Origin of the sequence: Pelomonas sp. Root1217 (assembly GCF_001425705.1) — a bacterium.
Classification (GTDB): Bacteria; Pseudomonadota; Gammaproteobacteria; order Burkholderiales; family Burkholderiaceae_C; genus Pelomonas.
On the sequence record NZ_LMDC01000030.1, the window covers coordinates 257,555 to 276,487 of the forward strand.

Annotated in this window: 17 protein-coding genes; 5 read left to right on the plus strand and 12 right to left on the minus strand. The window is 66.8% G+C overall.

Annotation, left to right across the window (positions count from 1 at the left end; translation table 11 throughout):
- Nucleotides 1-72: 72 nt before the first annotated feature.
- The 5 genes from ASC95_RS28070 to ASC95_RS28090 all read right to left on the minus strand — a co-directional run bounded on the left by ASC95_RS28070 (nucleotide 73) and on the right by ASC95_RS28090 (nucleotide 5,718).
- Complete coding sequence (locus ASC95_RS28070; protein ID WP_057300993.1) at nucleotides 73-1,707, minus strand: diguanylate cyclase domain-containing protein; 1,635 nt, start codon at nucleotides 1,705-1,707, stop codon at nucleotides 73-75.
- Nucleotides 1,704-3,197, minus strand: coding sequence for an ATPase domain-containing protein (locus tag ASC95_RS28075; protein ID WP_057300994.1), 1,494 nt, complete (start codon nucleotides 3,195-3,197; stop codon nucleotides 1,704-1,706). The genes ASC95_RS28070 and ASC95_RS28075 overlap by 4 nt, the downstream gene beginning before the upstream one ends.
- Nucleotides 3,194-3,619, minus strand: coding sequence for a hypothetical protein (locus ASC95_RS28080; RefSeq protein ID WP_157256545.1), 426 nt, complete (start codon nucleotides 3,617-3,619; stop codon nucleotides 3,194-3,196). The genes ASC95_RS28075 and ASC95_RS28080 overlap by 4 nt, the downstream gene beginning before the upstream one ends.
- Before the next feature lie 121 nt (nucleotides 3,620-3,740).
- On the minus strand, nucleotides 3,741-4,127 hold the full coding sequence (locus ASC95_RS28085) for a PPC domain-containing DNA-binding protein (protein WP_057301109.1): 387 nt from the start codon (nucleotides 4,125-4,127) through the stop codon (nucleotides 3,741-3,743).
- The gene (locus ASC95_RS28090; RefSeq protein WP_057300996.1) at nucleotides 4,105-5,718 is read right to left on the minus strand and encodes a gamma-glutamyltransferase family protein; all 1,614 of its coding nucleotides are present in this window, start codon (nucleotides 5,716-5,718) and stop codon (nucleotides 4,105-4,107) included. Before ASC95_RS28090 ends, ASC95_RS28085 begins: the two co-directional genes overlap by 23 nt.
- A 122-nt stretch (nucleotides 5,719-5,840) precedes the next feature.
- Between ASC95_RS28090 and ASC95_RS28095 the strand changes: the two genes are divergently transcribed.
- Entirely contained in the window at nucleotides 5,841-6,125 is a 285-nt protein-coding gene (locus ASC95_RS28095; RefSeq protein WP_057300997.1) for a hypothetical protein, read from the plus strand.
- A gap of 75 nt (nucleotides 6,126-6,200) precedes the next feature.
- Here ASC95_RS28095 and ASC95_RS28100 read toward each other — a convergent pair whose 3' ends face one another.
- Genes ASC95_RS28100 through ASC95_RS28110 form a run of 3 tightly spaced genes read right to left on the minus strand, consistent with a single transcriptional unit; the run spans nucleotide 6,201 to nucleotide 9,043 of the window.
- Complete coding sequence (locus ASC95_RS28100) at nucleotides 6,201-7,283, minus strand: PEP-CTERM sorting domain-containing protein (RefSeq protein WP_082568183.1); 1,083 nt, start codon at nucleotides 7,281-7,283, stop codon at nucleotides 6,201-6,203.
- A gap of 27 nt (nucleotides 7,284-7,310) precedes the next feature.
- The gene (locus ASC95_RS28105) at nucleotides 7,311-8,291 is read right to left on the minus strand and encodes a tripartite tricarboxylate transporter substrate-binding protein (RefSeq protein WP_057300999.1); all 981 of its coding nucleotides are present in this window, start codon (nucleotides 8,289-8,291) and stop codon (nucleotides 7,311-7,313) included.
- The gene (locus ASC95_RS28110) at nucleotides 8,288-9,043 is read right to left on the minus strand and encodes a class I SAM-dependent methyltransferase (protein ID WP_235538081.1); all 756 of its coding nucleotides are present in this window, start codon (nucleotides 9,041-9,043) and stop codon (nucleotides 8,288-8,290) included. Before ASC95_RS28110 ends, ASC95_RS28105 begins: the two co-directional genes overlap by 4 nt.
- 183 nt (nucleotides 9,044-9,226) lie before the next feature.
- Between ASC95_RS28110 and ASC95_RS28115 the strand changes: the two genes are divergently transcribed.
- Nucleotides 9,227-10,138, plus strand: a complete 912-nt coding sequence (locus tag ASC95_RS28115) for a LysR family transcriptional regulator (RefSeq protein ID WP_057301001.1) — start codon at nucleotides 9,227-9,229, stop codon at nucleotides 10,136-10,138.
- A gap of 30 nt (nucleotides 10,139-10,168) precedes the next feature.
- Here ASC95_RS28115 and ASC95_RS28120 read toward each other — a convergent pair whose 3' ends face one another.
- From ASC95_RS28120 to ASC95_RS28130, 3 genes are read right to left on the minus strand one after another with little or no spacing between them, the layout of a single operon-like run.
- The gene (locus ASC95_RS28120) at nucleotides 10,169-11,161 is read right to left on the minus strand and encodes a S49 family peptidase (RefSeq protein ID WP_082568185.1); all 993 of its coding nucleotides are present in this window, start codon (nucleotides 11,159-11,161) and stop codon (nucleotides 10,169-10,171) included.
- Nucleotide 11,162: 1 nt separating this feature from the next.
- Nucleotides 11,163-11,549: a Rieske 2Fe-2S domain-containing protein gene (locus ASC95_RS28125; protein ID WP_057301002.1), complete on the minus strand. Its 387-nt coding sequence runs from the start codon at nucleotides 11,547-11,549 to the stop codon at nucleotides 11,163-11,165.
- Nucleotides 11,542-12,207, minus strand: coding sequence for an HAD family hydrolase (locus tag ASC95_RS28130; protein ID WP_057301003.1), 666 nt, complete (start codon nucleotides 12,205-12,207; stop codon nucleotides 11,542-11,544). Before ASC95_RS28130 ends, ASC95_RS28125 begins: the two co-directional genes overlap by 8 nt.
- 295 nt (nucleotides 12,208-12,502) lie before the next feature.
- Between ASC95_RS28130 and ASC95_RS28135 the strand changes: the two genes are divergently transcribed.
- The gene (locus ASC95_RS28135; protein WP_057301004.1) at nucleotides 12,503-12,916 is read left to right on the plus strand and encodes a helix-turn-helix domain-containing protein; all 414 of its coding nucleotides are present in this window, start codon (nucleotides 12,503-12,505) and stop codon (nucleotides 12,914-12,916) included.
- Nucleotides 12,909-14,210, plus strand: coding sequence for a HipA domain-containing protein (locus ASC95_RS28145; protein WP_082568186.1), 1,302 nt, complete (start codon nucleotides 12,909-12,911; stop codon nucleotides 14,208-14,210). Before ASC95_RS28135 ends, ASC95_RS28145 begins: the two co-directional genes overlap by 8 nt.
- Nucleotides 14,211-14,353: 143 nt before the next feature.
- Here the strand turns inward: ASC95_RS28145 and ASC95_RS28150 are convergent, their stop codons facing one another.
- The gene (locus tag ASC95_RS28150; protein WP_082568207.1) at nucleotides 14,354-15,361 is read right to left on the minus strand and encodes an RluA family pseudouridine synthase; all 1,008 of its coding nucleotides are present in this window, start codon (nucleotides 15,359-15,361) and stop codon (nucleotides 14,354-14,356) included.
- A 625-nt stretch (nucleotides 15,362-15,986) separates the two neighbouring features.
- On the opposite strand from ASC95_RS28150, the gene ASC95_RS28155 reads away from it, so the two are divergent.
- A complete protein-coding gene (locus ASC95_RS28155; protein WP_057301008.1) occupies nucleotides 15,987-18,902 on the plus strand; it encodes an Rne/Rng family ribonuclease in 2,916 nt (971 codons plus the stop codon).
- Nucleotides 18,903-18,933: the final 31 nt, after the last annotated feature.

The following is an 18,933-nucleotide window of genomic DNA, read 5'->3' on the forward strand; positions in this document are numbered from 1 at the left end:
CGGCTGTACCTTGTGACGTGGCGCTGCGAATGCGAGCGGCGCGCCAATGAAATCGCTGAGGCAGGCTATCTGTCAGAGCAAGGCGGCAGCCGGGGCAAGCCCGGTCAGCGGCAGCTTGACCACGAAGTCGCTGCCCTTGTCATGGCCCGGGCTCATGGCGACGACCGAGCCACCATGCGCCTCCACCAGTTCGCGCACCACCGCCAGCCCAATGCCAAGGCCGCCGTGGTGCATGGCCATCGCATGCTCGTTCTGAACGAAAAGGTCGAATACATGCGGCAAGGCCTCCGCCACGATGCCGATGCCGTTGTCCGACACGGTGACCGAGATCATGCGATCGGTCACGGCAGCCGTGACGGCAATATGCCCCCGTTCACGCGTGTACTTGACCGCGTTGTCGAGCAGGTTTCGAAAAACTTGCTCGAGCCGCACAGCATCGCCATGCACGTTCAGCGGGCCTTGTGGAAGAGAAACGCGCAGGCGCTGATGCTTCTCGTCCATCGACGGTTGGCAGGCCTGGGCCACCCCGCCAAGAATCTCTACCAAATCCACATTGCCGCAGACCAGATGGAACTTGCCGGTCTCGGCGCGAGATCCATCCAGCAGGTCATCGACGATGCGGGCCATGTGCGCAACCTGCCGTTTGATGACCTCTTGCAGCCACGCATGGCGGCTTTCGTCGCCGCGGGCGCGGCTGAGCAGTTCTGCGGCATTGCTCAGCGGCGCAAGCGGGCTGCGCAATTCGTGCGCGACCATCGCCAGATGGATGACATGCTGTTGATGCGCGTGCGTCGTGCGCTCCTCCAACACCTTGGATGCAAGCGCTGACAAGAGCAATTGCTCGTTGGCGTCACGCAAGGCATGGCGGTGCGGATCCGGGCTGGATCCAGTGTCGAGCGGCACAGGCTGCGAGCCCAGACCGTTCGTGTCGCCGAAGTCCGGTGCGCGTCCGCTGTCCGGCACTTCCTCTGCGCCGTGGAACTGGAACCCACCACCGCCCGCTTTCTTGGCGCGGTACATGGCCGAATCGGCCCTGTCGATCAACTGCATGGCGGTACGACCGTCATCGGGGTAGATCGCAATGCCGACGCTGGCCCTGACGCGGAACGAAGGCAGGCTGTCGATGCGGATTGCAGCGATCGAATCCAGCATCTTCAGCGCGATATGGGCGGCGTCAGCGGCCTTCGATATCTCGGCCAAGAGCACCAGGAACTCATCGCCACTGTGGCGACTGACGGTGTCCGAATCGCGCACGGCCGCTTCGAGGCTCAGCGCAACAAGTTTGAGCGCCTCGTCGCCGATCAGATGGCCAAAACTGTCGTTGATGTGCTTGAAACGGTCGATGTCGACAAACAGCACCGCGCTGCGTGAGTGCCGGCGCTTGGCCATCGACAACGCCGTATGCAGCCGGTCCAGCATCAGCGCGCGGTTGGGCGTGTCGGTCAGGGCATCGCGCTGGGTGATGCGCGTCATCGCCCTCAATTTGTCCGTCGCCGCCTCGGCTATCACCTCGGCTTGCATCACCGCCAGTACGAGTTGCTCGTTCGCATCCCGCAGTTGCGCTGCCTGCGTGGCGCTGAACTGCTGCTGCACGTCTTCGAGGTCTCGCCGCAGACGCAGGAGTTCCGCACGCATGGCGTCGGCGTCCTTGTCGGGCTGCTGCGCTGTGGCAGGGGGCGCCCGCGGCGGATGGGCGTCGTCGCTCACGGCTGCTTCGGGCCCAAAACTGATGCCGACGGCGCCTGAGCCCCTGCCCGGCGTGTTGGCCGGCCGGCCAGCTGGCCTTCATAGCCCTCCAGCATTTCGCCGATCTGGATGCCCTCGTCGTTGACGTGGAACAGGCGCAACTCATTGGAATGCGCGCTGGCGCGGACCTTGACGACGGCCAGCACGCGCTGCAGGCGGCTGTCCACCTCGATATACCGCTGCACGATGATGGCGTCGGTCAGGAAAGCCGTGCCATAGGGACTGAAGCGCAGGTCGTCATAGCGGTCTTCCAGCTCCGACGTCATCAACAGCGTGGCGCCGGTGCTGGCCAGTGCGGTGACCATGCGCGCGAGCGACTCGCGGAAATCCTCGCGGAAGGTCGGCGCGAGCGCGAGCTCGAAGCCCGACAGCGAGTCGATGACCACGCGGCTCGCGCCCAGGCGTTGGATCTCCGCGATCAGCAAAATCGACAGTTCGTCGACCGACATGCCGGCCGCCCGTGTGTCCACAAGCCCGACGCGGCCGCTCCCGACCAGCTCGGCCACCGCCGGCGTGCGCGAGAGACTTGGGCGCTGCTCGAAGGAGGCGATGACGCCCGTCTCGCCACGCCGTGCGCCTTCTGCAAGGAAGGCCGAGGCCAGGATGGTCTTGCCCGAACCTGAGGGCCCCGCCACCAGCAGTGAGTAGCCGCGTGGCAGGCCGCCGCCCATCAAGGCGTCAAGGTCGGTTACGCCGATGCTAAGCCGCTCGCCTGTTTCAACGGCCGCATCGACGGGCGTGAGCGATTGCAGCACGGGCGGAAACACGGTGATGCCGTCAGAACCGATGCGAAAGGTATGCAGGCCGGGCGATGTCGCCTGGCCGCGCAACTTCATGACTTCCATATTGCGCACGATGGAGTTGCGCTTGGTGCTCTGGCGCAGCCAGATCAGACCGTCGGCGACGGTGAAGACCGGGTTGGGATCGGCGTCGGTGAAGTACTCGCCGATCAGGAACGTGGTCGCCTGCCAGCTGGTCATCAACATGCCTAGCTGCTGGACGAATTGCTGCAAGGTGATGTAGCTGTTGCCGCTGCCCTGGCTGGCCAGCATCACCGAGCGAAAGGAGTCGACGAAGACCAGGCCAGGGCTGTGCAGCTCGACGGCTGTAACGATCTTGTCCAGCACCTTGTCCAGATCCCCGGCGGCGGTGTCGTCGGCCAGGTTGATGAAGTAGATCGACCGGTTGACCTGCACACTGTCGAAGAACTCGAACTGCTGCATATAGCGCAGCATCTTCAACGGCGGTTCGCCGAGCACAGTGAAGTAAAGCGCTGGCCGTTCGGGCGTGGCCAGCGCGAACATCATCTGATGCGCCAACGTCGTCTTCCCGCAGCCCGGGGGGCCGGCAATGATGTTGAACGAAAACTCCGGCAGGCCGCCGCCCAACACCTGGTCCAAACCCTGCACGCCCGTGGCCAGGCGGTTGATGGTTGCTTTGGTGGTGGTCATGTTTCAGAGTCCTGTGTGGGCGCGTCGGTGGAAGGTGAAGCCCATACGGGATCCAGCAGCCGCTCCGTGAGCGTGGCGCCGATCAGGCTGGACAGCAGGTCGTAGAAGGTGCCCAGCAACGCGGCATTCAGCGCGGCGGCCTCCGCGCTGGCCTGACCCGCCAGCGCCGCGCGCAACGCACGGAAATCACCTGGGCGGGTGTCGGCGCTTGCAGCGACCAACAATGCAGGATGGGCAGCGCTCGTGAGGTGCAGGCTGCGCTTGAGCAGCGCTGCCACGCCATGGCGCCCGATGATGGGTGACAAGCTGGTGTCGACCCGACGCCACAGCTCACAGGCCGCGTCGGCAATCACCGCTGAACTAACGCCTTCTGCGAGATGACGCGCCAGGACCGCTTCGATGCGTTGCGGTCCAGTTGACATGCACAACTCCGTGAATTGCCGCCAGGCTTGCCGCCAGGCTTGCCGCCAGGCTTGCCGCCAGGCGGATGTTTCGATGGTACTCCCGAAGCGGCAGACGGACTGTCGGTGTGATGGTTCTTCTCTATCTGCTTCTAAGTTCGGTGTAGCCGGTGGCCGCGTCGAATTCGCGCGACAGTGAACCCACGGGCAGCGACGCGATCAGCAGCTCGGCCGTCGTGCGCACCTCGCAACCAGCGCATACGTGGCCACCGAACACGCGGCCGGCCGCATCGGACACGCTGGCATGCAGATGCGCGCCATCGGGCGTCAAGCTGCCGCTGAGCGTCAGTATCTCGAGCGGCCCGGCGATGGTCGTCGGCTCCGGCTCGCCCGCGAAGCGCAGTTGCGCATGAAGGAGGCTGCCGATGCCGGCGACGACAAAGGCGGTGCGACCTTCCAGCGCGCCGCGCAGGTCGTCCCCGGGGTGCAGGCGCAGGACCTCCACTTCAGTAGCCCACGGCCGCGCCATCACGCCGCGGATCGCTGGCCGCCACATAACCCTCGACACCCGGATCACCCAGCCGCCAGATGAACTGGCCGGCACCGAAGTCCTGGTAGCTGTCGTGGATGTCGCCGATCTCATGGCCGCGACCGCGCAGCGCCTCGATGGTGGCCGCCGGCATGTGCGGCTCGATGTTGATCGACAAGCCTTCGTTGAAACGCCAGCGCGGCGCATCGCAGGCGGCCTGCGGGTTCTGGCCATAGCAGAGCATGCGCACCAGCGTCTGCATGTGGCCCTGCGGCTGCATGTTGCCGCCCATCACGCCGAAGCTCATCACGGGCGCGCCCTCCTGGGTCAGGAATGCCGGGATGATGGTGTGGAAGGGCCGCTTGCCCGGTGCGACCCGGTTGGGGTGGCCAGCCTCCAGCGTGAAGCAGTGGCCGCGGTTTTGCAGGCTGATGCCATAGCCCGGCAACACCAGGCCGGAGCCGAAGCCCATGTAGTTGCTCTGGATGAAGCTGACCATCATTCCGGATTCATCGGCCGCGGTCAGGTAGATGGTGCCGCCCTTGATGGGGTTGCCGGCACCGAAGACCTGGGCGCGCTGCGGGTCGATGAGTCTGGCGCGCGAAGCAAGATAGTCGGGATCGAGCAACTGCGCCGCGCTGACCGTCATCGCGCCGGGCTCGGCCACGTAGCGGTAGACGTCGGCAAAGGCCAGTTTCATCGCCTCGATCATCAGATGCTGGGCTTCGGGGCTGTCGCCCTCGTGCGCCGTCACATTGCAATGTTCCAGCAGGCCCAGCGCCATTTGTGCGGCGATGCCCTGGCCGTTGGGCGGGATCTCGTGCAACGTATGACCGGCGAAGTCCTTCGCCAGCGGCGTGACCCACTCAGGTTGGTAGGCCGCAAGATCGGCTTCAGTCAGTGCGCCGCCGGTTTCGCCCGCAAATCGAGCCAGAGCCTGTGCAATCTCGCCGCGGTAGAACGCCTGGCCCTTGGACTGGGCAATCAGCTTCAGGCTGCGCGCCGCCTCCTGAAAGCGGAACAGCTCGCCCACCTCGGGCGCTCGCCCATGCGGCAGAAAAGCCCGAGCAAAGCCGGGCTGCGAGGTGAGCTCGCTCAACGCCGCCGCCATGGCCCACTTGCCCTGCACGATCGACGGCACCGCGTAGCCGCGTTCGGCGATCTCGATGGCGGGCTGCAACAGGTCGGCGAACGGCAGCTTGCCGAAGCGCTCGCTCAGCGCCATCCAGCCGCCCACTGCGCCGGGCACGGTCACCGAGCCCCAGCCGCGCCTGGGCATGACCTGCCCCCCGAAATACTCTGGCGTCCACGCGGCCGGCGCCGGGCCGGATGCGTTCAGCCCATGCAACTGCTGGCCGTCCCACAGGATGCAGAAAGCATCCGAGCCCAGGCCGTTGCTGCAGGGCTCCACCAGCGTCATGCAGGCGGCCGTCGCGATCGCCGCATCGACCGCGTTGCCGCCCGCCTGCAGCATGCGCAACCCGGCCTGGGCCGCCAGCGGATGCGAGGTCGAGACGATGTTGCGCGCGAACAGCGGGCTGCGCCGGCTTGGGTAGCCAGCGCTCCAGTCGAAGTGGGATGCGGTGTTCATGGGCCCGATTCTGCCGGTGTAAGGCATTGCAACGGGGTCAACGACGCGGGACGAAGCGTCGTTGTCACCCCAAGCTTGCGCAAGCCGATCCGAAATCCCCGAACCACCTTGGAGCCCTCAAGATGAACACGCTGAAGACCACGATCGCCACTGCCCTCATCACGCTCGCTTCGGGCGTGGCCCTGGCCCAGACTCCGGCTGCCACGCCGGCCACCGCTGCGACGCCCGCCACGGCGGCAACACCCGCCACCAAGACTGCTGCGGCCACCGCTGCGACACCTGCTGTCGCCGCCACGCCGGCCGATGCAGCCAGCGCTGCCAAGCACGCGCCGAAGCACCATGCGAAGAAGCACGCTGCCGCCAAGACCGGCGACATGCCTGCCAAGACCGAAACCAAGACGCAGTAAGCGCATCAGCGCTCCGCGCAAGGCCGCAGCCCGCAATGGCTGCGGCCTTTTTGTTGCCGGTCAGCGACATCCTCTTCAAGGGGCCGTGGGCGCGAGCAGAGCGCGCGACGCGCTGACCCTGGCGTGGCGTCTCATGCCGATCCAGCACAGCAACCCGCCACCCAGCATGAGCGCGGTGCTGGGTTCAGGCACGGCGGCGACACCTCCCGGCCCGTACAGCGTGCCGGACCCGGACGTGATGGTGAAGTCGGGGACGGCCTGACCGCCGCTGTCGAACACCTCGATGCCCGTGAGTCTGGCGCTGCTGAGAAAGCTGACGTCCGCGCCACTGGCGCTCAGCAGGCCGGCGCTGGAACGCGGCAGCGTGGCAGCCCACAAGCTCAGCCCGATGTCCTGCGCGACGCCGAACACGATGGGCACGTCGAACGAGAAGCTCGTGCTGCCCGCCACCTTGACGCCATGCACCGGGTCGCCGCTCACCGCCATGCCGGGCAGTGCGGCCTGGAACGCGCCATTGGCATAGAACGACACCGCCCCGTCCTGCGCGCCCATGATGCGCAGCGCCAGCAGCGTCGGGCCGGTGCCAACCGAATAGCCGAACTCGATTTCGCTTTCGGTGCGGCCGACATTGAGGAAGGCGCCGTCGAGCGTGATGGTGGCGCGGTAGGTCCCGTTGCCATGACCGCCGCCCACGGTCAGCGCATCAATTTGCCGAGCGCCGGCCTGGGCGCCAGCGACCACGCTGTTGTCGGACGTGCCGCTGTAGCTCGAGACCACCCGCACGCCCAGGCTCCCGAAGCCGGCACGCGCCTGTGCATCGCCGGTGAAGCTGCGCGGGTCGGTGGGCGCGCCGAAGTTCACAGCCAGTGGGGCCGCCAGTTGCACCGAGCCGCTTCGCGCGCTTGCGCTGCGCGGCACGCCGGCCACGCCGCAAATCGAACCATCGGTCGGCAGCGCCAGTTCCAGCGTGCGGCCGAAGAGGGCCGAGCCGCTGTCCGGCGCAAAGGTGGAGCAACCGAAGGGATTGCCGTTGGCGCCGAAGCTCGAGCTGCCGCCCGCTGTCAGCACGTAGGCATCCAGTGCGCTGGTCGCAAGCGCAGCGCCTGGCAGCAGTGCGGCGAGCAGCGCCAGGCGGGGGAGTGACAAAGGCGTTCGCATGGGTAGGTCTCCGGTGATGATTCACATCTAGTCAATCGTGATGCCGTGGCGTCGCAGCAGCGGCTTCCAGTCGCGCTGTTCCGCGGCGATGCGCGCGGCCAGGGCAAGGGGCGAAGACGAGGTCGGCGTCATGCCGGCTTGGGCGAAAACAGTCGCCACCACCGGATCGCTGATCGCGTTTTGCAGCACCTCAGCCAGCCCGGCGACCGTTTCCGGGGGCGTCGCGCCAGGGGCAAAGACGGCGAACCATTCCTTGACGATCAGGTCTGCTCGCCCCTGCTCCGCGAAGGCCGGCACATCGGGCAAATAGGCGCTGCGTGCCGGGCCGGAGGTGGCGAGCACGCGCACCCGGCCGGCCGCGTGGTGCTGGCGCAGCAGGCCTTCGGGCAAGACCAACGCGGCGATCTGCCCGCCGAGCAGGTCGTTCACCGCTGGCGGCCCGCCCGAGTAGGCGATGTGCTGCCATGTCACGTGGGTCTGGCCGAACAGCAGGACTTCGAGCAGGTGCGCCAGCGTGCCGGCGCCCGGTGAACCGACGTTGGCAGTCGCCGGGTTGGCGCGCAGCCAGGCGATGAAGTCAGCCAGCGTCACCACGGTGGCCGGCACGGCGGGCCCCACGGCCAGCGCCAGCGTCATCTCGCAGGCGAGCGTGACCGGCCGCAGATCCACGTCCGGGTTGTAGGCCAGCCGGGTGTAAAGACTGGGGTAGACCGTGGCGATGGCGCCCTGGGCAACCAGCACAACCGAGCCATCGGCGGGTGCCGACTTCAACGCACTCACGCTCAATTGGCCGGCCGCGCCAGGGCGGTTGTCGACGATGGCGCGCCGCGTGGGCGACAGGGCATCGGCCAGTGCGCGCGCCACCAGGTCTGGAATGCTGCCTGCCGGGCCGCTGCAGAGCAGCCGCAACACCCCGTCGGTTGCCGCTTGCGTCGGGTGCGCCAGCGGCAGCGCGCTCAGCGCCAGGCCGCCGCGCAGCGCGTGGCGGCGGGTGAGGCCGGCGGTCATGCGGCGCCCTGGGGTTTGCGCGCCGCGGTCAGCAGCAGCTCGTTCGGGCCAGCCCAGCCGGATGACGAGCCGAAAACGGCCATCTGGCCGCGGATGTCGTCCCAGGCGGCCTGTGCGGCCCCGTCGTCGAGGCGGCTCAGGATCTGCAGCACAGGGCTGGCAGAGCTGCGCACGAAGGCGAGGTAGTCATCGACCGTCGGCATCCGAAAGACTGCGTCCATCGCAGTCGTCGCGACGTCGACGAAGCCGGCCTCGTGGAAAAGCGCGTCGAGCTGGCCGGGGCGCGAGAGGCTGAACAGGCTGCCGGGCATGCCGAGCTCTGCAGGGTCGAGCGCTGGCAGTCCGGCATGACGCCGCGCCGTCGCCAGAAGTGTTGCCACGCAGGGGTTACGCAGCGGGCCTGCGAACACCACCGTGCAGATGCGCCCGCCGGGGCGCAGCGCGCGGTGCATTTCGCGCAGGCCTTGCAACGGATCTGGGAAAAGCATCAGCCCGAGCCGGCTGACCGCCGCATCGAAGCTGTCTGGCTCGACCGGCAGCGCCTCGCCGTCGCCCACGCACCAACGCACCTGCGCAACGCCGGCGCGACTGGCCCTTTGCTGACCCAAGGCTACCAGAACAGGTGACAAATCGACCGCGGTGACGGCGCCGGCGGGACCGACCCGCTCGGCCAGGTCCAGCGTCTGGTCGCCCGCGCCGGCAGCCACGTCCAACACGCGCCAGCCTGGCTGCACGTCGGCCATGGCGATCATGGCGTCCGTGGTCTGGCGCAGCCAGGCGCGAAGTGCCGGCGTATGCTTGTCCCAGCCCGCCGCAGCGGCGTCCCACTGGGTGCGCGCAGCGGCCTTGAATTCGGTTCCGGTTGCAGTCATGCCTTCAGCCTACGGCTCGGCAAGCCTTCACGAAAGCCGCAAATCTGCAGAACGGGAGCCGCGATGGCGCATAGCCCTCAGGACTTCGATTGGGACGATCTGAAGCACCTCTTGGCGGTGGCGCGCCACGGCAGCACCCTGGCGGCGGGCCGCGCACTGGGGTTGGACCAGTCGACAGTGCAACGGCGCTTGACTCAGCTGGAGCGTCGCTTCGGGCTGCCGCTGGTGGAGCGCCAGCCCAGCGGCTACAGGTTGACCGCGTTCGGCCAGGCGCTGTTGCCGCATGCCGAGCAGGTCGAGGAGGCGGTGGCCCGTTTCAAGCAGCAACTGACGAGCGCCACCGCGGAGGTTTCGGGTGTCATCCGCGTGACCTGCCCCGAGCCCATCGTTTACCGCATCACGCAGTCCAAGCTGCTTGAGCTATTCCGGGTCCGCCATCCGGCTCTGCAGGTGCACTTCGTCATGAGCGACAAGTACGTCGACCTGGCCGCAGGCGAGGCCGACGTGGCGCTGCGCTCGGGCGACACCGACGATGGCGCGCTGGTCGGTCGCAAGATCGCCGATTCCGTCTGGGCGGTCTATGCCAGTGCGTCCTACATCGAGCGCCACGGCCGACCGAGCCGGGTGGAGGACCTGGCCGGACACGCCTTGGTCGGTTTTGATGACACGATGGCCAAGCACCGCATCGCCACCTGGTTGCGCCGGATCGCGCCGGACGCGGTGCTCGTCGCGCGCAGCACGAGCGTGCTTGGTCTGGTCTATTCGGCCAAGGCTGGCGTCGGCGTGGCGGCCCTGCCGACCGCTCTGGGCGATGCCGAGCCCGACCTTGTGCGGGTGATCGAGCCCGTGGCCGAGCTGACGCGCAATTGGCGCCTGCTGACCACGGCCGAGCTCAGGCGCACACCGCGTGTCGCCGCGTTCTTCGATTTCGTCGTCGCCGAAATCGAGACGCTTCGACCTATCCTGACCGGGTGACGCACGCACGCCTCGGCCAGGCTTTGGAGGTCAGCGGATCGGTGCCATCTCTCTCAGCGCCTTCACCGCGCCGGCGCCCATGGCCGCGCCAAAGCGCTTGGCCAGGCGCTCAGCCACGTTCTCGCGCGGCGTGTAGTCGATGACGTCCTCGGCCTTGACGACCTCGCGGGCCACATAGTCGAGGTTGCCGAAGTGGTCGGCCAAGCCCAGCTTGACGGCCTGCTCGCCGTTCCAGAACAGGCCCGAGAAGGTCTCCGGCGTCTCCTTGAGCCGCTTGCCGCGGCCTTCGCGCACCACGGCGATGAACTGCTGGTGGATCTGGTCCAGCATGGCTTGCGCGTAGGCGCGCTGCTTCGGAACCAGCGGACTGAACGGGTCCAGCATGCCCTTGTTCTCGCCGGCGGTCAGCAGGCGGCGCTCGACGCCGACCTTGTCCATCAGGCCGGTGAAGCCAAAGCCATCCATCAGCACGCCGATGGAGCCGACGACCGAGGCCTTGTCGACATAGATCTCGTCGGCCGCTGCGGCGATGTAGTACGCGCCGGAGGCACACATCTCCTCGACGACGGCATAGACCGGCTTGTCGTACTGCTTCTTCAGCCGCTTGATCTCGTCATAGACGATGCCCGCCTGCACCGGGCTGCCGCCGGGCGAGTTGATGCGCAGCACGACAGCCTGGGCGCCAGCGTCTTTGAAAGCGTCCTTCAGCGCAGCCAGCAGTTGCTCGGCGCTGGCCTCGGTGTCGGCGGCGATCTCGCCACGCACCTCGACGAGGGCAGTGTGCGGCGCCGTCGTCGGCGTCACATGCCCGCCCTGCAGCCACAGGCTGTAGACCAGCAGGGCCGCGAGCAACAGCCAGAACAGCCGGAACACCGTGCGCCAGCGCCGCTCCAGCCGCCGCTCGCGCAGGAAGTCGCGCGCCAGCTGGGCCAGCAGCGTTTCGTTTTGCGGGGTGAGCTGTACCGGCACGCCGACGGGGTCGGGCATCGGGGGCGGCAGGGAATCGTCGGAGGTGCTGCTCATATCAATCTTCAAAAGCGGGTTTGGTGTCGCGGGTCGGGTGCCAGTAGACCTCGCCGTCACGCTCGGTCAGTTCGATCTTGGTCAGCCGCCCGCGGTTGCAAGGGCCCATCAGGCATTGGCCGGTCAGCGGGTCGTAGACGGCGCCATGGATGCTGCACATGATGAAGCGCTTGTCGCTATCCAGGAACTCGCCTTCCTGCCAGTCCATCTCTGTAGGCACATGGGCGCAGCGGTTCAGATAGGCGACGGCCTTGCCATCGAAGCGCAGCGCGAAGGCGCGCACCGGCTCGCGCCACTGGATGACGTCGAAGCTGACGGCCTTGCCGCGTTCGGGCAACTCGGCCGACGCGCACAGGCGCTGCGGCGGCGCGACTTCGGGCTCAGGCATGTGCGATCAGCCAGTCGTGCAGCTCGCGCGTCGAGTGCGCAACGAAGAGCGGCTTGAACTCGGCAAAGGTCTCGTGGTCATGCGCGCCAAAGCTGACCGCGACGCAGGGCACACCGGCATTCATGGCCAGCTGCAGGTCATGCGTCGTGTCGCCGATCATCAGCGTGCGCTCGGGCTCGGTGCCGAACTCCTTCATCAGCTCAAGCAGCATCTGGGGATGCGGCTTGGAGCGCGTCTGGTCGGCCGTGCGCGTGCCGTCGAACAGGTGGCCCAACTCACTCGAAGCCAGCACGCGGTCCAGGCCCGCGCGGTTCTTGCCGGTCGCCACGGCCAGCCAGTGGTGCCGCGCCTTCAAGGCTTCCAGCATCTCCAGCGTGCCTTCGAACAGCGAGAGTTCGTGCTCCGACGCGAGATAGTGGTGGCGGTAACGCAGGCCCAGCTCGGGGTAGCGCTCAGCGGCCAGGCCGGGCACGGCATGCTCCAGAGCATCGCGCAGACCCAGGCCGATGACATAGCGGCAGTTCTCGAATCCGGGCTCGGGCAGGCCGATGTCGACAGCGGCGCGCTGGATGCAGCGGGCGATCAACGCCGTGGAGTCGAACAGGGTGCCATCCCAGTCGAAGGCGATCAGGTCGAAGCGTTGGGGGCGGGTGGTCATCGTGTGGATTGTCCAGGCTTGTCGCGCTTGCCGCGCAGCGAGGTAGCGCCAGCGGGGGTGGCGACACACAGAGGGACATCCTCGCTGCCGGTGGGCTGCACTGCTTTCTTGCGCTGATGAAAAACGTTCCTGCGTTCGTGAGAATTTCCCGCGAGGCTTTCGAGATCAACAATTCCTGGGTACTAAGGAATTTTTGTTCCTGCAACTTCGCCACTGCAGTCGTTCCTACCTTCATAGGAATTCTTACAGACGGCGAAGCTTCAGTCATACAATTCCTACGAGAATAGGAACTTCTATGCAAGTCCAAATCAAGTCCACCTCAGAGCTCGGAGAGATCATCCGATCAGTTCGCAAGGCCTCAGGCATCAGGATCGACGACGCGGCGGTCATGACCGGCGTCAGCAAACAGTTCGCCTCGGACGTAGAACACGGGAAGCCCACGGTCGAATTTGGCCGCGTGCTGCTGCTGCTTGCTGAACTCGGTATCGAACTGCGGGCCGACATTCCCGGTGAGGCGATGAAGGCTCTAGAGCAACTTCGCGCCAGAGGTGGTATCTCCACTGGCAAGGATCGATGGGCTCAGGTTTCCTCCAAGACGATGAGAGTCCACCGCGACGACGGGGTCCAGGCCGCAAGCAATACCTCAACAGAGACACTGGCCAAAGTACAGATCGGCCACGAAGCCCGAGACGAATCGACAGATGACTAAGCGCGAGCTGAACGTCTGGCTCAACACACGGCTGATCGGCCGGATCAGCGAAGGCAACGACCTTTGGGAGTTCGCCTATGAACCGGGCTGGGCGAGTGCTCCTGACGGCTTTGACCTCGGACCAGGACTACCCCGCTCGACACCCGTGCACGTGGATGGAGGGACGCTCAGACCGGTCCAGTGGTACTTCGACAATCTACTGCCGGAGGAAGGTCTGCGAGTCGAGGTAAGCAAGCAGGCTGGAATCAAGGGCGGAGACGACGCCTTCGCCCTCCTGGAGTACCTCGGGGCCGAGTCTGCAGGTTCGCTGGTGCTTCTGCCGCCCGATCAGCCGGTCCCAGACGCCCCCGGTCGAAAGGCACTGCTCGACGCAGAGCTGAGCCAACGCATCAAAGACCTGCCACGGCATCCGCTAAGCGAAGGTGCCCCCAAGCGCATGTCTCTGGCCGGGGCTCAAAACAAGCTGCCGGTGATCTACCAGGACGACCAACTCTTCGAGCCGATTGCCAGCGAAGCCTCCACACACATCCTGAAGCCCAACCATACGAGCACCGACTACGCGGCTTCAGTGATGACGGAATTCTTCACGATGACACTGGCGAGTCGCATTGGCCTTCCTACCCCTGCGGTCTATCGGCGCTACGTTCCCGAGCCGGTCTACATCGTCGAGCGTTTTGACCGCGTCATTGGCAAGGCTGGCACTGTGCGCCTACACATCATCGACGCCTGCCAACTGCTCAACAAGTCCAAGTCCTTCAAGACGCATCCGTCATTGGACACCTTGTCCAAGGTTGTCGACGCATGCCGAAATCGCCTGCAGGCCCGTCAGCACATCTTCCAATGGCTGCTCTTCTGTGTCCTGATCGGCAACGACGACAACCACCTCAAGAACCTCTCCTTCCAGGTTGATGCCGAGGGCATCACGCCCACCAAGCATTACGACTTGATCTCAGCTGGGACGTATCACACGCGTGCATTCGCGCAGGACCGGGCGATCTGGCCTGAGCTACGGATGGGAATTCCGTTGCCCGACGCGACGCGATTCGGTGAGGTTCGGCAGCGCCATCTTTTGGAGGCAGGCGCTGCGCTTGGTATTCCGCCGCAGATAGCTGGGCGGATCATCACAAAAATGGTCGCTGCTCTACGGCGCGAAACGCCGCTGCTCCTCGCAGAGGTCGAGCACGGCTATGACAAGCACCCCGCCGCCATGGTGGGAGACCGCGGCATCGAGCTGCGGGCAGCTCGCGCAATCTGGCACGCGACCGTCTCACAGATGCTGTCCCAGGTCAGCTAGAGGGTGCAGCGCCCTTGCGCGCGTGCTACAGCCGCCAGTCATGCCCTAACCAAAGGAGCACGACCCGCAGAGCGGCGATGAGAAGAAGAAAAGGGAAAGGGCCGAGGGGCGGGCGCACGGCCGCCAGGCAGGTCGCACTTGAGTCACCCGCTATTGGGTCCCAGTAGTTCCAGGCAGGGTGTGGGCAATGGCGCCTCGCAGGTCACCGGCTCCCCCGTCGCCGGATGCTGAAACTGCAGGCGCCGCGCATGCAGGAACATGCGGTCAAACTTCGCGGGCCCGCGCGCGAGTTCACGGTTGCGCTCGAAGTCGCCGTATTTGGGGTCGCCGACGATGGCGTGGCCGGCCTGCTGCAGGTGCACGCGGATCTGGTGGGTGCGGCCGGTCTTGATGGTCACATCCAGCAGGCTGAATTGCGGCGTGCGCTGGATGACCTTCACCAGGCTGATCGAGCGCTTGGCCTCTTCCTCATCGGCCTTGCCCGGCCTGACCCAGCGCTCGCCATCGCTGCCGACGAACTTCACCAGCGGCACGTCGATGACCTTGAGCTTGGCCGGCCAATCCCCCCAGACCAGGGCGGCATAGGTCTTGCCGGTCTCGCGCTCGCGCAACTGGTCCTGCAGATTGACCAGCGCGCTGCGCTTCTTGGCGATCATCAAGAGGCCCGAAGTTTCCTTGTCCAGGCGGTGCACCAGCTCCAGGAACTTGGCTGTCGGCCGCGCGCGGCGCAGCGCCTCGATGACGCCGTAGCTGACGCCCGAGCCGCCATGCACCGCCACGCCGGCCGGCTTGTCGATGACAAGCAGATGTTCATCTTCGAACACGACCGGAAACTCACGCGCCGGCGCCTCGGGCTGAGCCTGACGCTCGGGCAGGCGCACCGGCGGGATGCGCACCTCGTCGCCAATTTCCAGCCGGGTGTCGGCCTGGGCCCGGCCTTTGTTGACCCGCACTTCGCCGGCCCGGATGACGCGGTAGACATGGGTCTTGGGCACCCCCTTGAGCTCGCGCAGCAGGAAGTTGTCCAGGCGCTGCCCGGCGGAACCTTCGTCCACCGTGACCCGCCTGACCGCCGGAACTGCGGCTGGTGCAGTGCCAGGGGTTTGCGTGGTGTCGGGCGCCACTTGGCCTGCCCCTATAATCCTTTTCACCACGTTGCTGCCGTAAGTATTTGATTTGTTTGATTTTAGCGGCGGTAACGTGTGGCCAACGGGGCACAGCCCTGGTGGCCACAGGCGATGCAACGCGAAAGACGGCCGGCAGGTTTCCTCCCCGAGTGAGTGAACGGCCCGCTGCCCGACGCGGCAGAGCGATGACACAAGAACCCGCGAGCCCCGCTGCCCTTGATTGTTTCAAGGAACCCGGCGCCCGCAGACAACAAGGTTTCCATGGCGACAGAGCACCTGGCCTTCGGGCCGCGCGAGCTGTCACCAGCGTCCAGCAGCCCATGCAGATGAGCATGCCCCTCCCCCCACACGCACCCCTGCGGCCCCGGCTAGATCCCGGTGTGGCCGCCCTGCCCCGGCTTGTTGCCGGGCGGGCGCGCGCGGGAGCCGGCGGCTCGGCTCGCATGACCGCTGCTGCGGCGCACGCGCCAACGCCAACTGCGCGCTGACCCCCACGGTCGGCCGCGCTTTCGGTCCAGGGCGATTCCTTCCTCGGTTCTCGAGTCATTGCCCGTGCATCTTTAGCCGCCAGCGCCTTGGCCTGGCGGCGTGATGAACGTGCGCGTTTCGCGGCGGCTGACAAGCCGCCCGGCGCGAGAGGAGTGATGACATGAAACGCATGCTGATCAATGCGACGCAGCCGGAAGAGCGGCGCCTCGCGATCGTTGATGGCCAGAAGCTGCTGGACTTCGAGACCGAAATCGAAGGCCGCGAGCAGCGCAAAGGCAATATCTACAAGGCCGTCGTGACGCGGGTCGAGCCCTCGCTCGAAGCCTGCTTCGTCGACTACGGCGAGGACCGCCACGGCTTCCTGCCGTTCAAGGAAATCTCGCGCCAGTTCTTTCGCGAAGGTACCGACGTCAAGAACGCGACCATCAAGGACGCGATCAAGGAAGGCCAGGAGCTGCTGGTCCAGGTCGAGAAGGAAGAGCGCGGCAACAAGGGCGCCGCACTCACCACCTTCGTGAGCCTGGCCGGCCGCTACCTCGTGCTGATGCCCAACAACCCGCGCGGCGGTGGCGTCAGCCGTCGCATCGAGGGCGAGGACCGCGAGGAGCTCAAGGAAAATCTCGACCAGCTCGAGTACCCCAAGGGCATGTCCCTGATCGCACGCACCGCCGGCATCGGCCGCACCGCGCCGGAGCTGCAGTGGGACTTGAACTACATGCTCAAGCTCTGGACCGCGATCGATGACGCGGCCAAGGGCGGCAAGGGCGCCTACCTGATCTACCAGGAAAGCAGCCTGGTCATCCGCGCGATCCGCGACTACTTCACGCAGGACATCGGCGAGATCCTGATCGACACGGACGACCTGTACGAGCAGGCCAGCCAGTTCATGAACCACGTGATGCCCGACCAGGGCCATCGCGTGAAGCGCTACCGTGATGACGCGCCGCTGTTCAGCCGTTTCCAGATCGAGCACCAGATCGAGACGGCGCACAGCCGCACGGTGACCCTGCCGTCGGGCGGCGCCATCGTCATCGACCACACCGAAGCGCTGGTGTCCGTCGACGTCAACTCGGCCCGCTCGACCCGCGGCACCGACATCGAGGAAACCGCCACCCGCACCAACCTCGAAGCGGCCGACGAAATCGCCCGCCAGATGCGCCTGCGCGATCTGGGCGGCCTGATCGTCGTCGACTTCATCGACATGGAGGAGAGCAAGAACCGCCGTGACGTGGAACAGCGCCTGCGCGACGCGCTGCGCAGCGACCGCGCGCGCGTGCAGTTCGCCTCCATCAGCAAGTTCGGCCTGCTCGAAATGAGCCGCCAGCGCCTGCGCCCGGCGCTCAGCGAAGGCAACCACATCACCTGCCCGCGCTGCAACGGCACGGGCCACATCCGCGACACCGAGTCCTCGGCCCTGCAGATCCTGCGCATGGTCCAGGAAGAGGCGATGAAGGACAACACCGCCGCCGTGCACGTGCAGGTGCCGGTGGAGGTGACCTCCTTCCTGCTGAACGAAAAGCGCACCGAGATCACCAAGATCGAGCTCAAGCAGCGCGTCACCGTGCTGCTGGTGCCCAACAAGCACCTCGAGACGCCGAACTACAAGCTCGAGCGCCTGCGCCACGACGACCCGCGCCTGGAGAACCTGCAGGCCAGCTACACGATGATCGAAGAGCCGACCGATGAGGTCGGCATCACGCGTCGCGGCGACGTCGAGAAGAAGAACAAGCAGGAGCCGGTCATCAAGGGCATCCTGCCCGAGCAGCCCGCGCCGGTCGCCGCGCCGAAGCCCGAGCCCGTCGTGGCCGCGCCCGCACCGGCGCCTGTCGTTGCGCCCCCGCCGCCGGCACCGCAGGCCAAGGGCTTCTTCAGCCGCCTGTTCAGCTTCTTCGGCGGTGGCGATGCAGCGCCGGCCCCGGCGCCTGCTGTCCAGGCCCCCGCAGCGGCGCCCGCCGCGACGGACAAACCCAAGCGCGAGGGCAGCCGCGATGGTCGCCGCGACGGTGGCCGCCGTGGTGAGCGTGGCGAACGCGGTGAGCGCAACGAGCCGCGCGGCCAAGGTGGCCGCCGCGATGGCAAGCCGCAGGAAGCCCGCGGTGAACGCACCGAACGCGGTGACCGCAAGCCACGCACGGAAGGTGCTGACAAGGCTGAACAGCAGCAACGCCCCGAGCGCGGTGAGCGCCCCGAACGCGCAGAGCGTGCTGAACGTGGTGAGCGCAGCGAACGCGGCGGTGACCGCCCGGAGCGTGGTGAGCGTCGCCCGCGGGGCGAGCGCCAGGAGCGCCCGCCGGTCGAGACGGTGGCCGCATTGCCGGTTGCCGCGCCGTTGAGCGAGGACCTGGCCGCCGTCCATGACGCGCCGCCCGCCTTTGTCGACAGCCAGGCCGAAGCCGCGCTGCCCCCGACCGGCGACACGCCGGCCGGCGAAGAGCGCCAGGGCCGTGGCCGCCGCCGCCGCCGTGGTGGCCGCGAGCGCGACGATCAGACGGGCGCCGAAGGCACGGCAGAAGCTGGCGCCGAAGCACCGGCTGAAGTTGTTGCTGACGCAGGCGCCGAAGCCACGCCGCCCGTCGAAGGTGATGACGCCGAGGGCCATGGCCGCGAAAGCCGCCGCCGCGGTGGTCGCAATCGCAACCGCAATCGCCGTGAGGAAGGTGCCGTCGAAGGCCAGGAAGCCGCTGCTGGCGAGGAGGCCGCCTCGGCCGCCGCACCGATGCAGAGTTCGCTGATCGAAGACGCGATGGCCAATGCTGCCGCGCCGGTCCAGGCTCCCGTGGCCGCCGCGCCGGCTCCGGTCGCTGCACCTGCACCCGCTCCAGCCCCGGCGCCGGTTGTCGAAGCCTTCGAGCTGCCGATGGGCGAGCTGCAAGCGATCGCCGAAGGCGCCGGCCTGCAGTGGGTCAACTCCGATGCCGACAAGATCGCTGCCGTGCAGGCGGCCATTGCGGCTGAACCCGCACCGGCCCCGCTGGGCCGCGAGCCGGCAGCGGTCGCCGTTGTCGACGAAGGCCCGCTGGTGCTCGTGGAAACCCGCAAGGATCTCAGCCAGGTGAAGCTGCCTTTCGAGGCATGATTCGGGTCGGCTGATCCCACCCTCCAACGCC

What these genes read in the sequence shown, in the direction of transcription:
- ASC95_RS28135 (WP_057301004.1), top strand. Translation starts at nt 12,503, where the DNA reads ATGCAAGTCCAAATCAAGTCCACCTCAGAGCTCGGAGAGATCATCCGA.
- ASC95_RS28090 (WP_057300996.1), bottom strand. Translation starts at nt 5,718, where the DNA reads ATGAACACCGCATCCCACTTCGACTGGAGCGCTGGCTACCCAAGCCGG.
- ASC95_RS28095 (WP_057300997.1), top strand. Translation starts at nt 5,841, where the DNA reads ATGAACACGCTGAAGACCACGATCGCCACTGCCCTCATCACGCTCGCT.
- ASC95_RS28110 (WP_235538081.1), bottom strand. Translation starts at nt 9,043, where the DNA reads ATGATCGCCATGGCCGACGTGCAGCCAGGCTGGCGCGTGTTGGACGTG.
- ASC95_RS28080 (WP_157256545.1), bottom strand. Translation starts at nt 3,619, where the DNA reads ATGTCAACTGGACCGCAACGCATCGAAGCGGTCCTGGCGCGTCATCTC.
- ASC95_RS28145 (WP_082568186.1), top strand. Translation starts at nt 12,909, where the DNA reads ATGACTAAGCGCGAGCTGAACGTCTGGCTCAACACACGGCTGATCGGC.
- ASC95_RS28115 (WP_057301001.1), top strand. Translation starts at nt 9,227, where the DNA reads ATGGCGCATAGCCCTCAGGACTTCGATTGGGACGATCTGAAGCACCTC.
- ASC95_RS28075 (WP_057300994.1), bottom strand. Translation starts at nt 3,197, where the DNA reads ATGACCACCACCAAAGCAACCATCAACCGCCTGGCCACGGGCGTGCAG.
- ASC95_RS28105 (WP_057300999.1), bottom strand. Translation starts at nt 8,291, where the DNA reads ATGACCGCCGGCCTCACCCGCCGCCACGCGCTGCGCGGCGGCCTGGCG.
- ASC95_RS28125 (WP_057301002.1), bottom strand. Translation starts at nt 11,549, where the DNA reads ATGCCTGAGCCCGAAGTCGCGCCGCCGCAGCGCCTGTGCGCGTCGGCC.
- ASC95_RS28155 (WP_057301008.1), top strand. Translation starts at nt 15,987, where the DNA reads ATGAAACGCATGCTGATCAATGCGACGCAGCCGGAAGAGCGGCGCCTC.
- ASC95_RS28100 (WP_082568183.1), bottom strand. Translation starts at nt 7,283, where the DNA reads ATGCGAACGCCTTTGTCACTCCCCCGCCTGGCGCTGCTCGCCGCACTG.
- ASC95_RS28085 (WP_057301109.1), bottom strand. Translation starts at nt 4,127, where the DNA reads ATGGCGCGGCCGTGGGCTACTGAAGTGGAGGTCCTGCGCCTGCACCCC.
- ASC95_RS28120 (WP_082568185.1), bottom strand. Translation starts at nt 11,161, where the DNA reads ATGAGCAGCACCTCCGACGATTCCCTGCCGCCCCCGATGCCCGACCCC.
- ASC95_RS28130 (WP_057301003.1), bottom strand. Translation starts at nt 12,207, where the DNA reads ATGACCACCCGCCCCCAACGCTTCGACCTGATCGCCTTCGACTGGGAT.